General features: G+C 56.6%; 17 protein-coding genes. 8 read left to right on the top strand and 9 right to left on the bottom strand.

Annotation, left to right across the window (positions count from 1 at the left end):
- Nucleotides 1–16: 16 nt before the first annotated feature.
- Nucleotides 17–2,407 carry a beta-N-acetylhexosaminidase gene (locus HMPREF0201_RS18745; RefSeq protein ID WP_016538338.1) on the top strand — a complete coding sequence of 797 codons (2,391 nt, stop codon included), beginning with the start codon at nt 17–19 and terminating at the stop codon, nt 2,405–2,407.
- A gap of 53 nt (nt 2,408–2,460) precedes the next feature.
- On the opposite strand, the gene ridA is transcribed toward HMPREF0201_RS18745, so the two are convergent.
- The 9 genes from ridA to argF (HMPREF0201_RS18700) form a co-directional block, all read right to left on the bottom strand.
- Complete coding sequence (gene ridA / locus HMPREF0201_RS18740; RefSeq protein WP_016538337.1) at nt 2,461–2,847, bottom strand: 2-iminobutanoate/2-iminopropanoate deaminase; 387 nt, start codon at nt 2,845–2,847, stop codon at nt 2,461–2,463.
- A gap of 74 nt (nt 2,848–2,921) precedes the next feature.
- Entirely contained in the window at nt 2,922–3,383 is a 462-nt protein-coding gene (pyrI, locus tag HMPREF0201_RS18735; protein ID WP_016538336.1) for an aspartate carbamoyltransferase regulatory subunit, read from the bottom strand.
- A 16-nt stretch (nt 3,384–3,399) separates the two neighbouring features.
- Entirely contained in the window at nt 3,400–4,332 is a 933-nt protein-coding gene (gene pyrB / locus HMPREF0201_RS18730) for an aspartate carbamoyltransferase (protein WP_016538335.1), read from the bottom strand.
- Nucleotides 4,333–4,597: 265 nt separating this feature from the next.
- On the bottom strand, nt 4,598–5,077 hold the full coding sequence (locus tag HMPREF0201_RS18725; RefSeq protein WP_039898848.1) for an arginine repressor: 480 nt from the start codon (nt 5,075–5,077) through the stop codon (nt 4,598–4,600).
- A 138-nt stretch (nt 5,078–5,215) separates the two neighbouring features.
- On the bottom strand, nt 5,216–6,685 hold the full coding sequence (gene arcD, locus HMPREF0201_RS18720) for an arginine-ornithine antiporter (RefSeq protein ID WP_016538333.1): 1,470 nt from the start codon (nt 6,683–6,685) through the stop codon (nt 5,216–5,218).
- A 75-nt stretch (nt 6,686–6,760) separates the two neighbouring features.
- Nucleotides 6,761–7,765: an ornithine carbamoyltransferase gene (gene argF, locus HMPREF0201_RS18715; RefSeq protein ID WP_039898846.1), complete on the bottom strand. Its 1,005-nt coding sequence runs from the start codon at nt 7,763–7,765 to the stop codon at nt 6,761–6,763.
- 148 nt (nt 7,766–7,913) lie between these two features.
- Nucleotides 7,914–8,825 (bottom strand): carbamate kinase, encoded by a 912-nt coding sequence (locus tag HMPREF0201_RS18710; protein WP_016538331.1) that lies wholly within the window; start codon nt 8,823–8,825, stop codon nt 7,914–7,916.
- Nucleotides 8,826–8,839: 14 nt separating this feature from the next.
- On the bottom strand, nt 8,840–10,060 hold the full coding sequence (gene arcA / locus HMPREF0201_RS18705) for an arginine deiminase (RefSeq protein WP_039898845.1): 1,221 nt from the start codon (nt 10,058–10,060) through the stop codon (nt 8,840–8,842).
- Between the two features lie 648 nt (nt 10,061–10,708).
- Nucleotides 10,709–11,713 (bottom strand): ornithine carbamoyltransferase, encoded by a 1,005-nt coding sequence (gene argF / locus HMPREF0201_RS18700; RefSeq protein WP_016538327.1) that lies wholly within the window; start codon nt 11,711–11,713, stop codon nt 10,709–10,711.
- A 163-nt stretch (nt 11,714–11,876) separates the two neighbouring features.
- Between argF (HMPREF0201_RS18700) and rraB the strand changes: the two genes are divergently transcribed.
- The 7 genes from rraB (at nt 11,877) to uhpT (ending at nt 19,001) form a co-directional block, all read left to right on the top strand.
- The gene (gene rraB / locus HMPREF0201_RS18695) at nt 11,877–12,302 is read left to right on the top strand and encodes a ribonuclease E inhibitor RraB (protein ID WP_039898844.1); all 426 of its coding nucleotides are present in this window, start codon (nt 11,877–11,879) and stop codon (nt 12,300–12,302) included.
- A gap of 48 nt (nt 12,303–12,350) precedes the next feature.
- On the top strand, nt 12,351–13,112 hold the full coding sequence (miaE, locus tag HMPREF0201_RS18690; protein WP_039898843.1) for a tRNA isopentenyl-2-thiomethyl-A-37 hydroxylase MiaE: 762 nt from the start codon (nt 12,351–12,353) through the stop codon (nt 13,110–13,112).
- Between the two features lie 12 nt (nt 13,113–13,124).
- Nucleotides 13,125–13,949: a hypothetical protein gene (locus tag HMPREF0201_RS18685; RefSeq protein ID WP_016538324.1), complete on the top strand. Its 825-nt coding sequence runs from the start codon at nt 13,125–13,127 to the stop codon at nt 13,947–13,949.
- 91 nt (nt 13,950–14,040) lie between these two features.
- Nucleotides 14,041–14,631 carry a response regulator transcription factor UhpA gene (gene uhpA, locus HMPREF0201_RS18680; protein ID WP_016538323.1) on the top strand — a complete coding sequence of 197 codons (591 nt, stop codon included), beginning with the start codon at nt 14,041–14,043 and terminating at the stop codon, nt 14,629–14,631.
- Entirely contained in the window at nt 14,631–16,133 is a 1,503-nt protein-coding gene (uhpB, locus tag HMPREF0201_RS18675; RefSeq protein ID WP_016538322.1) for a signal transduction histidine-protein kinase/phosphatase UhpB, read from the top strand. The genes uhpA and uhpB overlap by 1 nt, the downstream gene beginning before the upstream one ends.
- A 9-nt stretch (nt 16,134–16,142) precedes the next feature.
- Nucleotides 16,143–17,471 (top strand): MFS transporter, encoded by a 1,329-nt coding sequence (gene uhpC, locus HMPREF0201_RS18670; protein WP_039898842.1) that lies wholly within the window; start codon nt 16,143–16,145, stop codon nt 17,469–17,471.
- Between the two features lie 138 nt (nt 17,472–17,609).
- Nucleotides 17,610–19,001, top strand: a complete 1,392-nt coding sequence (uhpT, locus tag HMPREF0201_RS18665) for a hexose-6-phosphate:phosphate antiporter (RefSeq protein WP_016538320.1) — start codon at nt 17,610–17,612, stop codon at nt 18,999–19,001.
- Nucleotides 19,002–19,096 lie beyond the last annotated feature (95 nt).

The raw sequence follows: 19,096 nt of genomic DNA, 5'->3' as shown, positions 1-19,096 counted from the left end.
TGTGAAAGGAAAGTCCATGTTTAAATCGCTCCGTTTTAGCCTGCTGGCCGCAGGTATCGCCGTTGCCTGTCAGGCTCAGGCCGCACCTGCCGGAGAGTTACCGCTGATGCCCTGGCCGCAGCAGGTCGAGCTTCCGGCAACCCAGGGCAGCCTCGCGCTCACCAACGCTCTCTCAATCAATATCAGCGGCGATAAGCTGCCCGGCGCAGCTGAGCGCTGGCGTCAGCGTATTAGCCTGCAAACCGGCTGGCAGCTTCAGCCCGCGGAAGCTCACCCGGCAAAACCGACTATCGCTATTCAAATCCAAAAAGTGGTTGACCCGTTGCCAAAGGCGGACAGCGACGAAAGCTATGAGCTGAGCGTGACGGCGGACGGAGTGAAACTCACCGCGAACACTCGCTTCGGCGCAATGCGCGGGATGGAAACCGTTTTACAGCTGATCCAAAACGGCCCGCAAAATACCTCGATCCCTTATGTGGAGATAAAAGACGTGCCGCGCTTCCCGTGGCGCGGGCTGCTGCTGGATTCGGCGCGCCACTTTATGCCGCTGGAAGATATTTTGCGCCAGCTGGACGGCATGGCCGCGGCTAAGCTCAACGTCTTCCACTGGCACCTGACGGACGACCAGGGCTGGCGCTTCGCCTCCAGCCATTATCCGAAGCTACAACAGCTGGCGAGCGACGGGCAGTTTTACACCCAGGAGCAGATGAAGCAGGTTGTGCGCTACGCAACTTCGCTGGGGATCCGCGTGGTGCCGGAAATTGACCTGCCGGGCCACGGCTCGGCGCTGGCCGTTGCTTACCCGGAGCTGATGAGCGCTCCGGGGCCGTACCAGATGGAGCGCAACTGGGGCGTATTAAAGCCGTTGCTTAACCCGGCTAACGAAGCTGCCTATAAGTTCGTTGATACCCTGATAGGCGAAGTTACCGCCATTTTCCCCGACGCTTACTTGCATATCGGCGGGGATGAAGTGGACGACAGCCAGTGGAAAGCTTCCGCTTCTATTCAGCAGTTTATGAAACAGCACCAGCTGGCGGACTCCCACGCGCTACAGACTTATTTCAACCAGCGGCTGGAGAAGATCCTCGAAAAACATAAACGGCAGATGATGGGCTGGGATGAGATTTATCATCCCGATCTGCCGAAAAATATTTTGATCCAGTCGTGGCAGGGGCAGGACTCCCTGGGCGCGATTGCGGCCAACGGCTACAAGGGCATTTTGTCCACCGGCTTCTACCTCGACCAGCCGCAGTCTACGGCGTATCACTACCGCAACGAAGTTCTGCCGAAGGGGCTGAACGGGGTCGATAAGTTAAGCGAATCCGACAGCGCCCAGAGCTGGTTCTTCAGCATGCCGCGCCTGAAAGGCAGCCCGGTAGAAGGCAGCTTTACGCTGGTGAAAAGCGACAGCGGCTGGCGCGGATTTATCGACTTCAAAGGCAAGTCTCGCCGCGAGGTACATGAAATAAAATGGCTCACCCCGACTCAGGCGACCTTTACGGTTGATACCTGGATGGGTGAGACGCGCCCGGTCGTCACGCTTGAAGGCGATAAGCTTGGCGGCTACTTCCTGGTCGGCAATGTGCGTTATCCGGCAACCGGGCAAAAGCTTGAGGGCGTGCCGGACGGTAAACAGCCGGCGGTGCCAACGGACGCGCAGATGAGCAACATTCTCGGCGGCGAAGCCGCGCTGTGGGCGGAAAACGTTATTTCTCCGCTGCTGGACATCAAACTTTGGCCGCGCACTTTTGCGGTGGCCGAGCGCTTATGGTCAGCTAAAGACGTTACTGACGTAGAGAACATGTACCAGCGTATGCAGGCGATTGACGCCTGGTCCACGGTTTCCGTCGGGCTACGCCAGCATACCGAGTCGGTGGTTCAGATGACTCGCCTGGCCGGTACGCCGGATATTATGCCGCTGCAAATTCTCGCTCAGGCAGTTGAACCCGCGCAGTATTACACGCGCCAGCACCTCAAATTCCAGGCCGGGAATTACAACCATTTCGAGCCGCTAAACCGCTTTGCCGATACGCTGGGGCCGGAAAGCGGGCAGGTTCGGGCGATTAACGGCTGGGTAGACAAGCTGATTGCCGACCCGGAAGACAGCAACAGCGCCGAAGCCTTGCGCCATATCTTTACCCGCTGGCAAAGCAATACCCCGGACGTGCTGGCGCTTATTGAAGGCAACTATGTGCTAAAACCGCTCAAACCGGTGGCCGAGGACGTAGATAAGCTGGCCGGGTTAGGCTTAAGGCTGACGGATCTGGTGGCGAAGCAGGGGTCGCTAAACGATGACGAACTGAAGGCTATCCAGACTCAGCTGGACGGTGCGGCGCAAACGCGTGATGAAGTGGTTATTGCGGCGGTTTATCCGCTGGAAAAACTGCTGCGTGCCGTCGTGAAGTAAGGGCAAAAAAAGCCCCGCAAAGGCGGGGCCAGAAGCAAAAGCGCTGCGGCGAATTAGCGGCGAACGGCGATGGCTTCGATTTCGATTTTCACGTCTTTTGGCAGACGAGCGACTTCTACACATGAGCGTGCCGGGAAAGTGGCTTTATGCTCGGTGAAGAAGGCTTCATACGCGGCGTTTACGGTAGCGAAGTCGTTCAGGTCTTTAACAAACACCGTGGTTTTCACGATATCGCCCACTTTCAGGCCTGCGGACTCAACGATCGCTTTTACGTTTTCCAGAGACTGGCGCGCCTGAGCGGCTACGTCTTCCGGCACGTTGCCGGATTTTGGATCAACCGGGATCTGACCGGAAGTGATAATCATGCTGCCAAGATCGACGCCCTGGACATAAGGGCCGATAGCGGCCGGTGCGTTTTCCGTGCTAAGAGTGCGTGACATTCTTTCTCCTCAGTATTAGATACAAAGCTCGCGACCATTATAGGGATGGCCGCGAGCTTGTCATCAGACGAACATCAATCAACCAGCACAACGTGACGGGCGAACTCTTTTTCGCAATATTTGCACTTCAGACTGATATCGTCGGCACGTTGTTTAACCGCAAACGAAGAGGCAACCGGCTCGTTATGGCTGATGCAATTACTGTTCGGGCACAGCAGCACTTTCTCAATGCGGTCCGGCAGGCTCGGATTGCTTTTGCCAACCACTTCGTACTCGTCGATGCGGTTCACCGTCGCGTGGGGCGCATACAGCGCTAACTGGTTAACCTGCTCGTCGGTCAGGAAGGTATTCTCTATCTTGATCAAATCTTTACGGCCCAGCTCGCGGGACGGCAGGTTCAGGCCGATGGTGATACGCTGGTCGGTTTCAGTCAGTTTGAACAGCGTCAGCAGCTTAAAGCCCACCTGCGCCGGAATATGGTCGATAACGGTGCCGCGCTTGATGGCTTCAACCTGTAATTTATTATCGTGCGTCATCTTATTCTCCTCTCACTTAAACCAGTTCGCGATTCAAAACCAGCGCCAGCAGAGCCTGGCGGGCAAAAATACCGTTACCGGCCTGCTGGAAATACCAGGCATGCGGCGTGGCGTCTACGTCGGTGGTTATCTCATCCACGCGCGGCAGCGGGTGCAGCACCTTCATATTGGCGCGCGCGCCTTCCAGATCGGCGGCCCGCAGGATGAACTGCGCTTTCACGTTGGCGTATTCGGACGGATCAAGACGCTCTTTCTGCACCCGGGTCATATAGAGAATATCCAGCTCGCCAACCACGTCATCAATTGACTCGTGGCGGCTCCAGGCGATCCCTTTTTCATCCAGCATATCCAGGATGTACTGCGGCATTGCCAGCGCGTTAGGGGCGATAAAGTAGAAGCGGTTGCCGTTGAACTTCGCCAGCGCCTGGGCTAAAGAGTGCACGGTGCGGCCGTATTTCAGGTCACCAACCATGGCGATGTTCAGGTTTTCCAGGCGGCCCTGAGTTTCCTGAATGGTAAACAGGTCGAGCAGGGTTTGCGTCGGGTGCTGGTTGGCGCCGTCGCCCGCGTTAAGCACCGGGATATCGCCGGAGAACTCGGTTGCCAGGCGCGCCGCGCCTTCCTGCGGGTGGCGCATAACAATGGCGTCCACATAGGTGCTGATGACCGAAATCGTGTCGGCCAGCGTTTCACCTTTCTTACCCAGGGAGGTATTGCTGCTGTCGGAAAAACCGACGACCGACGCGCCGAGACGGTGAATCGAGGTTTCGAAGGAGAGACGGGTACGGGTGGAAGCTTCAAAGAAGCAGCTGGCGATAACTTTATGCTTCAGCAGCTCCGGCTGCGGGTTAGCTTTCAGCTTCGCGGCTGTTGCCAGCACCAGTTCAAGTTCTTCACGACTGAGATCATTGATGGAAATGATGTGTTTTTTAAATAACGGGTTAGTCATGCTTCTCTCCTGTTCTCGGGCGACGGGCAAAAAAAAGCCCCTCAATGAGGGGCCTTAGCAATTTGGGAATGTAGAAATTCGATGCTGCAACGGGAAGAAAAACGCCCAACGGCGTCTGCTTTCAGACGACCTGGTGCGGCATTTTTTTGTACACAGTGGACCATGCTTCCTCCCGGCAAATTGTGGCGCATTATACGCGCGTCCGCGCACTCTGCAAGAGGCAAAATCACACTTTTTCGCAGCATTGCAATCGGTTGCTGCCGGGTTAATTCAGTCCGAGGGTTTGCATAATACGGCGATGAACCAGCGGCGTTTTGCGCACATCCCGCGGCGCAATCCACACCACGCTGCTGCCCGACACCACGCCCAGGATCTCCGTTATTGCGTGATGATCGAGTATTTTTGCCACCGCTCTGCCGTAGCCGGAGACGGTATGGATCATAATAAACTCGCTATTATGCTCAACGCTGATGACCATCTCGGCCACCGATCGCGCCGCGCTTGGCTGAGGCTGGGCCATGGGGTTCAGGGCATAGATCTTTTCTCCCTTCGCATTACTCCTTTTAATCACGCCCAGCAGCTTGAGTAGCCGGGAAACCGTTGACTGGCTGATAGCTTCAAAGCCGTGCTGTTTTAAATCGCAGCGCAACTGCTCCTGGGAGCGGTAGCTTTTGTGGACGATTAACTGCTGGCACAGCTCAAGCTGCCGCTGTTCCTTTTCTGACGATACGCGGGAGATCCTCATCTCATTCACCATTTCTCTAATTACAGGCGCGTTATGTTTACCGCATAAATAGATTTAACCTTTTGATAGAGCTTTGTTTTCTGACTGCGCCGAATGAAAATGCAGAGTTAAACGCCACATTTGTGGCGTTTAAGCGGTTCAGGCTATCTGTAATGCGCCACTCAGTATCAGTTTTAGCGTCCAGGCGGCGACGGCCAGGATAACGATAGCTATTGCGAATTCGTAACTTTTCAGCAAAGCCTGACCCTGGGTTTTTTTCTGCCACAAGAACACCAGTATTCCCGGAGTGAACAGCAATGAGCTGAGCAGCATTGAGTCGCCGGCTGCGTAGCAAAGCCAGAAGCCATAGAGTGTAGCCACCACGCCGAGAATAATGCCGCCGGTACGTGACTCTCCCTTTCCGTAGCGCTCGCCGGTCCAGGCCAGTTTCAGGCCGTAGGCCGCGCTGAACAGATAAGGCGGCAAAATGGCGGCCGTAGCGATGGAAAACAGCGCCTGGTAGCCCGCGGCATAGAACAAGGTGAGGATCAGGAACAGCTGGATCAGGCCGTTGGTTATCCACAGTGAAAATGACGGCGAGTGGCGAGCATTCTCTTTGGCGAAAATCTTCGGAAATATTCCGTCAATTGCCGCAACCCTGGGCAGTTCTGCCGCGAAAAGCGTCCAGGCCAGTAATGCACCGGCGAGGGATAAAATCACGCCGCCAGCGACGAATTTAGCGCCCCAGACCCCGACCACGCTTTCCAGCACGCCCGCCATTGATGGGTTTTTCAACCCGGCCAGCGCCGCCTGGTCAAGCACGCCCATCGACAGCACGCTAACCAGAATATAAATCACCAATACGCCGAGCAGGCCAATCACCGTTGCCTTGCCGATATCGGCTCGTTTTGCCGCGCGGGCGGAAACCACGGTCGCTCCTTCAATACCGATAAACACCCAGGTCGTGACCAGCATAATGCTTTTAACCTGCTGGAAAATTTCCGGCCGTGTGCCGTCAATCACCATCATGCGGCCCCAAAAATCGGCGGTGAACACGCCGATGCGGAAGGCAATCAGCACCGCGACGATAAACAGCAGCAGGACGGCAACTTTCACCACGGTGAGGATGGTATTGATATAGGCAGCTTCGCGCACGCCGCGCAGTACCAGAGCGTGAACCAGCCACAGTACAATTGACGCCCCGATGAATGACGGCAGGTTGTTACCGTCGCCGAACACCGGAATGAAGAAGCTCAGGGCGCTAAACAGCAGCACCGCGTAGGAGACGTTGCCGAGCCAGGCCGAGAACCAGTAGCCCCAGGCTGACTGGAAGCCGATAAAATCCCCAAATCCTGCTCTGGCGTAGCTATAAACCCCGCCGTCGAGATCCGGGCAGCGGGCGCTGAGATTCTGATAAATAAAGGCGAGACAGAGCATGCCTACGCCGGTGATTGCCCAGCCGATCAGCAGTGCGCCGGGTGAGGCAACCGAGGCAAAGTTTTGCGGCAGGCTAAAGACCCCGCCGCCGATCATCGAGCCAATAACCAGCGCTACCAGCGCGCTGAGTCCGAGCTTCTTCTCACTAGTTGCGGGCGCGTCTGTGGCGCCAGCATGGGTAACATCTGCCATTTTCCTATTCTCCCGCTGCGCTGGGCAGCACCTGGGTACAGCGGGCGGCAAGAAGATTCCCACCGCCCGACGGCGTTACTCTCCGAGCGTGGCGACCATGACGGCTTTGATGGTGTGCATGCGGTTTTCCGCTTCGTCGAAGACGATGGAATGCCCGGACTCGAAGACTTCCTCGGTCACTTCCAGCCCTTTCAGGCCATAGGCTTCTTCGATCTCTTTCCCGACTTTGGTGTGTTCGTTATGGAATGCAGGCAGGCAGTGCATGAACTTCACATTGGGATTGCCGGTTGCATCGAGGACGCTTTGATTAATCTGGTATGGCGTCATCAGGCTGACGCGCTCGGCCCAGGCTTCTTTTGGCTCGCCCATTGAGACCCAGACGTCGGTGTAGAGGAAATCAGTACCCGCTACGCCTTCCGCCACGCTGTCGGTCAGCGTGATGCGGCCGCCGGTCTCTTTGGCGATGGCGCGGCATTGCTCTACCAGGCCAGCCTCAGGCCAGAATGCTTTTGGCGCGACGAGGCGAATATCCATCCCCATTTTGGCCGCGCCGACCATCAGTGAATTCCCCATGTTGTTGCGGGCGTCGCCGAGATAGGCGAAGGACAATTCATTGAGTTTTTTGCCCGGCGCATGCTCCAGCATGGTCATCAGGTCGGCGAGGATCTGGGTTGGGTGGAACTCGTTGGTCAGCCCGTTCCACACCGGCACACCGGCGTACTCGCCCAGCTCTTCGACGATATCCTGGCCGTAGCCGCGATACTCGATGCCGTCATACATCCGGCCCAGCACGCGGGCGGTGTCTTTCATCGACTCTTTATGGCCGATTTGCGAGCCGCTTGGGCCGAGATAAGTCACCAGCGCGCCCTGGTCAAAAGCGCCTACCTCAAACGCGCAGCGGGTGCGGGTGGAGGTTTTTTCGAAGATAAGCGCAATGTTTTTACCGCATAGCGTTTTTTTCTCAGTACCCGCTTTTTTGGCGGCTTTAAGGTCGCGGGCGAGATCGATGAGGTACTGAATTTCTGCAGGTTTAAAGTCGAGTAATTTCAGGAAATTGCGATTTTTTAAGTTGATAGTCATTTTTGTTATCCTTTGAAAAAAGAGTTTGTTGACCCTCACCCCGGCCCTCTCCCTAAAAGGGAGAGGGGGAAATGCGGGCGACTCTGTTTTGTTCTCTTGTTTTATTCCCTCTCCCCTCAGGGGAGAGGGTCAGGGTGAGGGGCAATCACTATTCGCGAATCAGCGTGCCTTTCTCGCCCGCCAGAATCGCCGCCCCGTCCTCCAGCAAACCAATGCCGGCAATACCGTGGCAGCGGGTAACAAAGTCGCTACAGGCGGCAACCTTCGGCCCCATCGAACCGGCGTCGAAGGTCATCTTGTCCAACTCGGCGGGCGTTACCTGCATCAGCGGGCGCTGGTCAGGCGCACCCCAGTTCAGGTACACCGCATCGGCGTCGGTCAGGATCAGCAGGGCGTTGGCCTCTATCTGGCGAGCCAGTAGCGCGGCGGAAAGATCTTTATCAATCACCGCCTCGATGCCGTGGTAGCCGTCGGGTTTTTCCACCACAGGCACGCCGCCGCCGCCGTTACAAATAACCAGGTGATCGCGCTGAATCAGCGCCGTAATGGCATCGCTTTCCACGATGCGTTTCGGCCGCGGGGAAGGCACTACGCGGCGGAAATACTGGCCATCGGCTTTAACCGACCAGCCCTTATCGCGCACCAGGGCATCCGCCTGCTCTTTGCTGTAGACCGGGCCGATATACTTGGTCGGGTTGCTGAAGGCCGGATCCTGCGGGTCGACCTCTACCTGAGTCAGCAGCACGCTAACTTCGCGGTCCGGCAGATGATTTTTCAGCGATTGCTGAAGCATGTAGCCAATCATTCCCTGACTTTCCGCGCCGAGAACATCCAGCGGATAAGGACTAACGTTTTGATAAGCGCTGTTTTGCAGGGCCAGGAGGCCAACCTGCGGGCCGTTGCCGTGCACCAGCACCACGCGCCAGTTTTCGGTCAGTTGGGCGATGGTTTTGCTGGCCCGCTCGATATTTTTACGCTGCAGGTCGGCTTCCAGCGGCTCGCCGCGTTTTAGCAAAGCGTTGCCGCCGAGGGCGACCACCAGGGTCGGTTTCAGTGTCATATACGGCTCTCCACTTAAATTCCGTCACGTTCCAGCGGGCAGCTCATGCAGCGTGCGCCGCCGCGCCCGCGGCCTAATTCGTCGCCAGGAATTGGCAACACGGTGATCCCGGCTTTGTCGTATTTTTCGTTGGTCCAGATGTTGCGCTCGTAGCCAATTACCACGCCCGGGCGGATGGTCAGCACGTTGTTGGCGTCATTCCACTGCTCGCGCTCGGCTTCGAAGGCGTCTCCGCCGGTGGTGATAAGCTTGACCTCGCTGATGCCCAGCGCCTGCTCGATGGCGTGTACGAGGCTGACTTCCTGATGGCGTTTAATACCGCCCTTGCCGTCCGGGGTGAGCGTCCAGCACTGCACGTCTTTGCGCACCACTTCCGGATAGACGGAGAAGGTGTCGACATCGAGATGGGTCATGACGGTATCGAGGTGCATGCAGGAGCGGTGTTTTGGCAGCTCAACCGCAATCACGCGGGTCGCCTGTTGATGTTTGAATAACGATGCAGCGAGGAACTCAACGCCCTGAGGCGTGGTGCGCTCAGACATGCCAATTAATACCGAGCCGCGGCCAATCACTAATACATCGCCGCCTTCCAGCGTGGCGTGGTCGTAATTAATGTTTTCGTCGCCGTAATATTTAATGAAATTGCCGTCGGTAAATGCCGGGTGCCAGCGATAAATTGCCCTTAAATTATTTGTCTCGCGTTGGCGAGCTGCTTTAGCCATTGGGTTAATTGAAACGCCGTTATAAATCCAGCACGATGTATCGCGGGTGAATAAATGATTTGGCAGCGGCTTCATAATAAAGTCGGTTGCCGCATGAGTATCCACCACCATATTTTTAATCTGGGCTGGAATTTCTTCGTAAGTCAGCCCGCCGGAAAGGCGACGGGCTAACTCGCGGTGCGGCATATCCGCCAGCCAGCCGCGCACGTCGGCGGCGAAGGCTGGCCCAAGACGGTAGTCTGAAACCTGAGTATTCAGCAGCCAGTCCCTGGCCTCTGTGATGTCCAGCGTTTGTGTTAGCAGGTCGGTTAGCAGCAATACCTCCACGCCTTCGCGGCGCAAGGTGTTGGCGAAAACATCATGTTCTTCGCCCGCCCGCTCTACCGAAAGAACGTCGTCAAAAAGTAATTCCTGACAATTTGAAGGGGTAAGTCTTTTCAGACTGAGGTTTGGGCGATGCAGCATAACGCTGCGCAGGTGGCCTATTTCGGAACCGACATAATGCTTATCCATGACTATTCCCTTACATTATTTGAGGATGAGTTTTCCCATGGCGCAATTAATATTGCGTCGCAACTTAAATAATTCGGTTGGTTGTCTTCGGGGCGTATATTAGATTTTATTAAGCCGTTTAATGTGATCTTCATCACGCGATGACGGTGGGTTTTATTTCTCTTTTTATTATTTGATGAGCGTCAGGAAATAGCTTTTATATTTATTTTGCTTACTGCATAACTACTCAATAAACAGCCTGATAATATCTCTGTTGTTAATGGTTTGTAATTGATTACCAATTTAACTTAAGGGTATGTATCTGATTTTATTGTGTTTTTTATTTTTATGTGCATGGTTATGCACGTGGTGGTTTATTTAATCCTGAAAGATGGGGGAAACAAGAAATAGTTATTGTGAATTTTTCGTGGATACCCGGTTTGGAAACTGTGAGCGAGCAGGTTTTTTTCTTTTTACTTAACGGGAAACAACGGATTAGCGAAGAGGCTCAGCCGTGTTCAATTGAGGTTATGTCTTTTTACTGCATAAAAAATCCGGCCAGCGCAGCAGTTATGCAACATCTTTTGCAATAAACATGCGCTAAGAAAAAAAGCCCCTCAGACGAGGTGACGTCGGAGGGGCCAGGGAATAACCCTTAGAGCGAATAAATTATTCAGCCAGCGTGGCGACCATCACCGCCTTGATGGTGTGCATGCGGTTTTCTGCCTGGTCAAACACCACGCTGTGGGAGGATTCGAATACTTTGTCGGTAACTTCCATACCGCCGTGCAGGTCGTACTCCTGGGCCATTTGCTTGCCGAGCGTGGTCTGGTCGTCATGGAAGGCAGGCAGGCAGTGCAGGAACTTCACCTGCGGGTTGCCGGTGAGCGCCAGCATTTCGCCGTTGACCTGGTAAGGGCGAAGCAGGGCGATACGTTCGGCCCACTTCTCTTTGGCTTCACCCATCGACACCCAAACGTCGGTATAGATAAAGTCGGCACCTTTTACGCCTGCGGCAATATCTTCCGTGAGGGTGATTTTACCGCCGGTTTGGGCGGCCAGCGCTTTGCACTCTGCCACCAGATTTGCGTCGGGCCAGCAGGCTTCAGGGGCCACAAGGCGCAAGTCCAGCCCTGTCAACGCGGCGGCTTCCAGCATCGAGTTACCCATGTTGTTACGTGCATCCCCGGCGTAAACCAGCGTCATCTGGTTAAAGCTTTTCCCCGGCAGATGCTCCTGCATGGTCAATAAATCCGCCAGCAGCTGGGTGGGATGATATTCATTGGTCAGGCCGTTCCACACCGGTACACCGGCGTAGCTCGCCAGGGTTTCAACTATTTCCTGACCATAGCCGCGATACTGAATGCCGTCATACATGCGCCCCAGCACCCGTGCGGTATCCTTAATTGATTCTTTATGCCCAATTTGGCTGCCGCTTGGGCCGAGATAAGTGACGCGAGCGCCCTGGTCAAAAGCGGCAACTTCGAAAGAGCAGCGAGTTCGGGTCGAATCTTTTTCGAAGATGAGCGCGATGTTTTTCCCAGTAAGCTTCTGAGTTTCAGTTCCTTTTTTCTTGTCGTTTTTCAGCTTAGCGGCCAGGGCCAACAGTTCATGGAGCTGGGCAGGCGTAAAATCGAGCAGCTTAAGAAAATTTTTCTGATAAAAGTGACTCATTTTTTCCTCGCATGGCAGAAGCCTTTATTGAATTAAAATTCAATTTATATGTATGAATATTCAATTGCAACCCCGGGCGTTAAAACTTTGCGATGAAAGGTGGAGGCAAACCCCGGCGTGTGTGAAAATGAGAGTATCTGCCGACTTATTTGAGGAAAGGGCCATGGCAAATCCAGAACAGCTGGAAGAACAACGCGAAGAAACTCGCTTAATCATTGAAGAACTGCTGGATGACGGCAGCGATCCTGACGCGCTGTACACCATCGAGCATCACCTTTCTGCAGATGATTTTGAAACCCTGGAGAAAGCGGCCGTTGAAGCTTTCAAGCTGGGCTACGAAGTCACCGATCCTGAAGAGCTGGAAGTGGAAGAGGGCGATACCGTCATCTGCTGCGATATCCTTAGCGAATGTGCGCTGAACCGCGAGCTGATTGATGCTCAGGTTGAGCAACTGATGAACCTGGCGGAAAAATTCGGCGTGGATTACGACGGCTGGGGCACTTACTTCGAAGATCCGAACGGTGAAGACGGCGAAGAAGGCGACGACGAAGATCTTCTGGACGAAGACGACGACGGCGTGCGCCACTAAAAGTAAGCGGTGCAGCGGCATTCAGCCGCTGCGCTTCAGGATATCGCCATGAACTACCAGCAACTCCTCTCCCCCGTTAAGCAATTCCTGCACTGTCCGACTCCCGATGCGTGGACTGAAAAAGCCCGCCAGCCCGAAAATTTGCCGCTGCTGCTGACCGACCACATGGTCTGCGAACTCAAAGCCGCGCAAACCGCGATGCTGCTGATCCGCAAATATGTTGCCGATAAAGAAAGCTCGCAGGCGCTGCTGGCCTGGCTACAGCCCTACGAAGCCTTTACCTTCCGCGACGGCGACGAGCCGGACTTTCTGTCTATCCACAAAGGGATTGGCAAAAGCGTGATGCCAAAAACGCAAAGCCCCTGGGGGCAGCAGCTTATCGACAGCATGGTACTGCTGATTAAAGAAGAGCTGCACCATTTCTGGCAGGTGCGGGAAATCATGATTGCCCGTAACATTCCGTACGTGAAAATTACCGCCAGTCGCTATGCTAAAGGTTTGTTGAGCGAAACCCGCACCCACGAACCGCTGATGCTGGTGGACAAGCTTATCTGCGGAGCCTATATCGAAGCGCGATCGTGCGAGCGATTTGCCGCCCTGGCGCCGCACCTTGACGATGAGCTACAGCGTTTTTACCTGTCGCTGCTGCGTTCTGAGGCCCGTCACTATCAGGATTATTTAAGCCTGGCGGAGCACATTGCCGGAAACGACATCAGCGAACGTATTGGTTTTTTTGGCGAAGTAGAAGCCCGGCTTATCCAGAGCCGCGACGAAGAGTTTCGCTTCCACAGCGGGGTGCCCGCAGACTAAGAAGGATGTTGTATGAACTGGACCCACGTCATTATTGCAGGCTATGTCGGCGCGACAATTGCCGTAGTGGTCGGCGTTTTTCGCAAGAAAGGCTGGGTGGGGAAGGCCGGTGCCGTCGCGATTGCGCTGGTCGCTATTATGGCGTGGAATATTTTCGACGTTAAATACCTGATCCCGCGTGAAAAGGCCGGATCTTCGCAGAGCGAGCTGGCCGGGCTTGATGCCGCGATGAACCAGATGCCGGTCTACCAGGTGCTGAAGGAGCAGGAACCGGCGCTGTGGATGTCTATTCGCCAGCAGGCGATTGAGATGCATAAGCAGGGGAAAACCGAGCAGCAGGTGATTGACACTATCCAGCCGCAAATCCTCGCCGTGGAGATGAAGCGTCTGCAAAATGCCGCCGATGAAAACGTGGTGGCGTTTATGCAAATCAATATGCAGCAAACGGCGATGGTGCAAAAGAGCAGCAACGAGGCCTGCTTCCGCTTCCTGTTCCCGGATGTGAAGGGCGGTATCAACTCGATGAGGCTTCTGCCGCGCGAGGTCACGATGCGCCGTATGGAAGTAGATGCCGCCATGATGCGCTCCGCCTACGGTCCTGAAAAACACACTGTAACCGACGCCGAGCGCCAGCAGGCCAGGCAGGATATCCAGCCGATAGTCCAGCAGCTGATGAAGCGCTACGGCGGCGATTTGCATCTGATGTCTGACCCGCACAAAGCGGTGGGCCAGGAGGGCATCGTCTGCGATCAGGTTCAGGAACTGTGGCGCAACGTTCTGCAACTGCCACCGGCCAGAGCGGCAGGCATTATTCGCCTGTCCGTAGCCGGGGAATAGCCTTCGGGCGCAGCACAAATCGCTTAAGGCTTGAACAGCAACGCGCTTATCGCTAAGGTAAGCGCGTTTTTTTACCTTCCTGGAACGCGCCATGATTACCATCGCCCTTATCGACGATCACCTTATCGTCCGCTCCGGCTTTGCCCAACTGCTTGGGCTGGAGGCGGATTTTCAGGTTGTGGCCGAGTTTGGCTCGGGCCGCGAGGCGCTGGCCGGGCTGCCGGGGCAGGGCGTTCAGGTCTGCATCTGCGATATTTCGATGCCGGATGTTTCCGGGCTTGAGCTTCTCGCCCAACTGCCGAAGGGCATGGCGACTATTATGTTGTCGGTTCACGACAGCCCGGCGCTGGTGGAACAGGCGCTTAACGCCGGGGCGCGCGGCTTTTTATCCAAACGCTGTAGCCCGGACGAATTGATTGCGGCGGTGCACACCGTAGCGACCGGCGGCTGCTACCTGACGCCGGACATTGCCATGAAGCTGGCCGCCGGACGGCAGGACCCGCTGACTAAGCGCGAACGCCAGGTGGCAGAAAAACTGGCCCAGGGCATGGCGGTGAAAGAAATAGCCACCGAGCTCGGACTGTCGCCGAAAACGGTACACGTTCACCGCGCAAATCTGATGGAAAAACTCGACGTCAGCAACGACGTAGCGCTGGCTCGCCGCCTGTTCGACGGCTGGTGATGCAGTCTTTCTTCTCGCGGCTGATAGCCGTTATCGCCAGCTTTTTTATCTTCTCCGCCGCGTGGTTCTGCCTGTGGAGCATCAGCCTGCATTTAGTGGTAAGACCCGAACTGGCGGTGCTGCTGTTTCCCTTTGGCCTGCGTCTGGGCCTGATGCTGCAATGCCCGCGTGGCTACTGGCCGGTACTGCTCGGTGCGGAATGGCTGATGCTGGGCTGGCTGGCTCAGGAAGTGGCGCTGGCGCACCTGCCGCTGCTGATGGCCGGAGGCGTGCTGACCCTGCTGCCCGTGGCGCTTATCTCCCGCTATCGCCACCAGCGAGACTGGCGGACTTTGCTGCGCCAGGGCGGAGCGCTTATCGCCGCCGCGCTGCTGCAATCTTTGCCGTGGATTGGGCGGGGGCATGAATCCCTGAACGCCCTGCTGTTAACCCTGACCGGCGGCCTGACGCTGGCCCCGACCTGCCTGGTTATCTGGCACTACCTCACCAGCACCGTCTGGCAGCCGCTTGGCCCGGCGCTGGTTTCCCAGCCGGTGAACTGGCGCGGTCGCCATCTGATTTGGTATCTGCTGTTATTCGCCGTCAGCCTCTGGCTTCAGCTGGGGCTGCCAGCCGAGCTTTCTCGCTTTACGCCGTTCTGCCTTGCGCTGCCGATTATCGCCCTGGCCTGGCACTACGGCTGGCAGGGGGCGCTTATTGCCACCCTGATGAACGCCATTGCTTTAATCGCCAGCCAGACCTGGCACGATCACCCGGTCGATCTTCTGCTGTCGCTGCTGGCGCAAAGCCTCACCGGGCTGCTGCTGGGGGCGGGGATCCAGCGCCTGCGCGAGCTGAACCAGTCGCTGCAAACCGAGCTTGCCCGCAACCGCCGCCTTGCCGAGCGGCTGCTGGAAACCGAAGAGAGCGTGCGCCGGGAAGTGGCTCGCGAGCTGCACGACGATATTGGTCAGACGATCACGGCTATCCGCACCCAGGCCGGAATAATGCAGCGCCAGGCCCCGGAAAACGATGGCGTGAAACGCAGCGGGGCACATATCGAACAGCTCTCGCTGGGCGTTTATGACTCGGTACGCCGCCTGCTCGGGCGGCTGCGACCGCGCCAGCTGGACGATCTCTCCCTCGAACAGGCGGTGCGCTCCCTGCTGCGCGAAATGGAGCTGGAAAGCCGGGGCATAGTCAGCCATCTCGACTGGCAAATTGACGAGCAGATGCTCAGCGAGGGGCAGCGCGTTACGTTGTTCCGGGTTTGCCAGGAAGGGCTGAACAACATCGTCAAACACGCCAGCGCCAGCGCGGTCACGCTCCAGGGCTGGCGTCAGGAAGAGTGGCTGATGCTGGTGATTGAAGATGACGGCAGCGGCCTGCCGCCCGGCTCGGGGCAGCAGGGCTTTGGGCTTCTCGGGATGCGCGAACGCGTGACGGCGCTGGGCGGCACCCTGGCTATTTCCTGCACTCACGGCACGCGCGTCAGCGTCAGCCTGCCGTTGCGATACGTCTGAGGGGCGATGATGTTGAGTTTCCTGAAAGTACCGGCCAGCGCGCCTTTGCTGGGCGATAAAAATGAAATCGACGCCCGCTATCGCTACTGGCGGCGGCATATCCTGATAACCATCTGGCTGGGTTACGCGCTGTTTTACTTCACCCGCAAAAGCTTTAACGCCGCAGCGCCGGAGATCCTCGCCACCGGCGTAATGGAGCGCACCGACATCGGCCTGCTGGCGACGCTGTTTTACGTGACCTATGGCCTGTCGAAGTTTCTTTCAGGGATAGTCAGCGACTTCTCCAACGCACGCTACTTTATGGGGCTGGGGCTGATTGCCACCGGCATCGTCAACATCCTGTTCGGCTTCTCGACTTCGCTATGGGCGTTCGCCCTGCTGTGGGCGCTTAACGCGTTCTTCCAGGGCTGGGGCTCGCCCGTTTGCGCCAGATTGCTCACGGCCTGGTACTCCCGCAGCGAGCGCGGCGGCTGGTGGGCGGTGTGGAATACGGCGCATAACGTGGGCGGGGCGCTTATTCCGATTATTATCGGTGCGGCGGCGATGAATTATGGCTGGCGCGTTGGGATGATGATTGCCGGCTGCCTGGCGATTATTGCCGGGCTGTTTCTCTGCTGGCGGCTGCGCGACCGGCCCCAAACCGTTGGCCTGCCCGCCGTGGGCGACTGGCAGCACGACGAGCTGGAAATGGCTCAGCAGCAGGAAGGCGCGGGGCTAACGCGCAAAGAGATCCTCTATAAATATGTGCTGGCGAACCCGTACATCTGGCTGCTGTCGCTGTGCTACGTGCTGGTGTACGTGGTGAGGGCGGCGATAAACGACTGGGGCAATCTCTATATGTCGGAGACGCTCGGCGTGGGGCTGGTCAAGGCTAACTCGGCGGTGACGATGTTCGAACTTGGCGGGTTTATCGGCGCGCTGGTGGCGGGCTGGGGGTCGGACAAGTTGTTTAACGGTAACCGCGGGCCGATGAACCTTATTTTTGCCGCCGGTATTCTGCTCTCGGTTGGCTCGCTGTGGCTGATGCCTTTTGCCAGCTACGTGATGCAGGCCGCCTGCTTCTTTACCACCGGCTTCTTCGTGTTTGGCCCGCAGATGCTTATCGGCATGGCGGCGGCGGAGTGTTCGCATAAAGAGGCTGCGGGCGCGGCAACCGGCTTTGTCGGGCTGTTTGCTTACCTTGGGGCATCGCTCTCCGGCTGGCCGCTGGCGAGGGTTATCGACATCTGGCACTGGAGCGGGTTTTTCGCGGTTATCGCCACCGCCGCCGGGATTTCGGCGCTGCTGCTGCTGCCGTTCTTAAACGCTCAGGCACCGCGTGCTGCCAGTGAAGCGTGATGCATCTCACCTTTTTGTGCCAAACAGGGCAAAACTAAGAAATATTCCTGGTTGCGCCTGGACGCTGTCTCAGGCCAGTTGACGCGCTGATTTCTACAATGCCTGCCATCAAGCAGGTATTCAAATCAGGAGTCATCCATGCTGGCCTTTTTAAACCAGGTGCGTAAGCCAACCCTGGATCTGCCGCTCGAAGTGCGGCGCAAGATGTGGTTCAAACCGTTTATGCAGTCGTACCTGGTGGTCTTCATCGGCTACCTGACGATGTATCTGATCCGCAAAAACTTCAACATCGCGCAGAACGACATGATCTCAACCTACGGGCTGAGCATGACGCAGCTGGGGATGATCGGCCTCGGATTCTCCATCACCTACGGCGTGGGCAAAACGCTGGTTTCTTATTATGCGGACGGCAAAAACACCAAGCAGTTCCTGCCGTTTATGCTGATCCTCTCCGCCATCTGTATGCTCGGCTTCAGCGCCAGCATGGGCGCTGGCTCGGTTAGCCTGTTCCTGATGATTGCCTTCTACGCGCTGAGCGGTTTCTTCCAGAGCACCGGCGGGTCGTGCAGCTATTCAACCATTACCAAATGGACGCCTCGCCGTAAACGCGGCAGCTATCTGGGCATGTGGAACATCTCCCACAACCTCGGCGGCGCGGGCGCGGCTGGTGTAGCCCTGTTTGGCGCTAACTACCTGTTTGACGGCCACGTTATCGGGATGTTTATCTTCCCGTCCATTATCGCCCTGGTCGTCGGCTTTGTTGCCCTGCGTTACGGCAGCGACTCCCCTGAGTCTTATGGCCTCGGCACCGCCGAAGAGCTGTTTGGCGAAGAGGTGAGCGAAGAAGACAAAGAAGCCGAAGATAATTCCATGACCAAATGGCAGATCTTCGTTGAGTACGTGCTGAAGAACAAAGTTATCTGGCTGCTGTGCTTCTCCAACATCTTCCTTTACGTGGTGCGCATCGGCATCGACCAGTGGTCCACCGTGTACGCTTTCCAGGAGCTGAAGCTCTCCAAAGAAGTGGCGATTCAGGGCTTCACCCTGTTTGAAGTAGGCGCGCTGGTGGGCACGCTGCTGTGGGGCTGGCTGTCGGACCTGGCTAACGGGCGCCGTGCGCTGGTTGCCTGCGTTGCGCTGGCGCTGATTATCGCCACCCTGGGCGTGTACCAACATGCCAGCAACCAGTACGTTTACCTGGCTTCGCTGTTTGCTCTTGGCTTCCTGGTCTTTGGCCCGCAGCTGCTGATTGGCGTGGCGGCGGTTGGCTTCGTGCCGAAGAAAGCTATCGGCGCGGCGGACGGCATCAAAGGCACCTTCGCCTACCTGATTGGCGACAGCTTCGCCAAGCTTGGCCTGGGCATGATTGCCGACGGCACGCCGGTCTTCGGCCTCACCGGCTGGGCTGGTACCTTTGCCGCTCTGGATGCGGCAGCGATCGGCTGTATCGTGCTGATGGCAATAGTCGCGGTATTTGAAGAGCGCAAAATTCGCCGTGAGAAAAAGATCCAGCAGCTTAAAATCGCTTAAGTGTGTTGTTGGTGACTTACTGCCCGGCATAACGCCGGGCTTTTTTATGCCCGCTGCCCGCCAGATTGCGCGCAGGTCTGGCGTATTACTGAGGA

Origin of the sequence: Cedecea davisae DSM 4568, from assembly GCF_000412335.2 — a bacterium.
Classification (GTDB): domain Bacteria; phylum Pseudomonadota; class Gammaproteobacteria; order Enterobacterales; family Enterobacteriaceae; genus Cedecea; species Cedecea davisae.
The sequence above is the reverse complement of the archived record's forward strand: the minus strand, read 5'-3'. Positions and strand labels throughout refer to the sequence as shown.

Coding starts and splice junctions, on each gene's coding strand:
- pyrI (WP_016538336.1), bottom strand. CDS start 3,383: ATGACGCACGATAATAAATTACAGGTTGAAGCCATCAAGCGCGGCACC.
- HMPREF0201_RS18685 (WP_016538324.1), top strand. CDS start 13,125: ATGAACTGGACCCACGTCATTATTGCAGGCTATGTCGGCGCGACAATT.
- rraB (WP_039898844.1), top strand. CDS start 11,877: ATGGCAAATCCAGAACAGCTGGAAGAACAACGCGAAGAAACTCGCTTA.
- uhpB (WP_016538322.1), top strand. CDS start 14,631: ATGCAGTCTTTCTTCTCGCGGCTGATAGCCGTTATCGCCAGCTTTTTT.
- HMPREF0201_RS18725 (WP_039898848.1), bottom strand. CDS start 5,077: ATGAGGATCTCCCGCGTATCGTCAGAAAAGGAACAGCGGCAGCTTGAG.
- uhpA (WP_016538323.1), top strand. CDS start 14,041: ATGATTACCATCGCCCTTATCGACGATCACCTTATCGTCCGCTCCGGC.
- pyrB (WP_016538335.1), bottom strand. CDS start 4,332: ATGACTAACCCGTTATTTAAAAAACACATCATTTCCATCAATGATCTC.
- HMPREF0201_RS18745 (WP_016538338.1), top strand. CDS start 17: ATGTTTAAATCGCTCCGTTTTAGCCTGCTGGCCGCAGGTATCGCCGTT.
- HMPREF0201_RS18710 (WP_016538331.1), bottom strand. CDS start 8,825: ATGACACTGAAACCGACCCTGGTGGTCGCCCTCGGCGGCAACGCTTTG.
- uhpT (WP_016538320.1), top strand. CDS start 17,610: ATGCTGGCCTTTTTAAACCAGGTGCGTAAGCCAACCCTGGATCTGCCG.
- ridA (WP_016538337.1), bottom strand. CDS start 2,847: ATGTCACGCACTCTTAGCACGGAAAACGCACCGGCCGCTATCGGCCCT.
- uhpC (WP_039898842.1), top strand. CDS start 16,143: ATGTTGAGTTTCCTGAAAGTACCGGCCAGCGCGCCTTTGCTGGGCGAT.
- miaE (WP_039898843.1), top strand. CDS start 12,351: ATGAACTACCAGCAACTCCTCTCCCCCGTTAAGCAATTCCTGCACTGT.
- argF (WP_039898846.1), bottom strand. CDS start 7,765: ATGACTATCAACTTAAAAAATCGCAATTTCCTGAAATTACTCGACTTT.
- argF (WP_016538327.1), bottom strand. CDS start 11,713: ATGAGTCACTTTTATCAGAAAAATTTTCTTAAGCTGCTCGATTTTACG.
- arcD (WP_016538333.1), bottom strand. CDS start 6,685: ATGGCAGATGTTACCCATGCTGGCGCCACAGACGCGCCCGCAACTAGT.
- arcA (WP_039898845.1), bottom strand. CDS start 10,060: ATGGATAAGCATTATGTCGGTTCCGAAATAGGCCACCTGCGCAGCGTT.